This is a genomic window from Vibrio sinaloensis DSM 21326, from assembly GCF_000189275.1.
Classification (GTDB): Bacteria; Pseudomonadota; Gammaproteobacteria; order Enterobacterales; family Vibrionaceae; genus Vibrio; species Vibrio sinaloensis.
In genome coordinates this window covers 1-242 of record NZ_AEVT01000047.1, presented here as the reverse complement: position 1 = coordinate 242, position 242 = coordinate 1, and the positions used below count along the sequence as shown (strand labels likewise).

The following is a 242-nucleotide window of genomic DNA, read 5'->3' as shown; positions in this document are numbered from 1 at the left end:
CAATGGTCAGATCTCCGTGGGTGCCTGTGATTGAATTTGGCGTAAAGGTGTTATCCGGGTTATCGACATCGGTACTGGTTAGGTTGCCAGAGGTTGTGATTGCTGAGTCAGTTTCATCGACTGCGACAGTCGCGCTGCTTACGGTGGCCGCATCGTTTGTGCCGTTTATTGTTACCTTGATAGTCGATGGCGTGCCATCGATAGACGTTACCGTAAACGTCTCTTCCACTTTGTCGCCAACG

At 50.8% G+C, this 242-nt stretch carries 1 protein-coding gene; it reads right to left on the bottom strand.

All coding sequences use genetic code 11. The features are described 5' to 3' along the window. Nucleotides 1-242, bottom strand: a 242-nt coding sequence (locus tag RH45_RS06810; RefSeq protein WP_008075363.1) for a VCBS domain-containing protein, incomplete at both ends; no start/stop codon positions are given.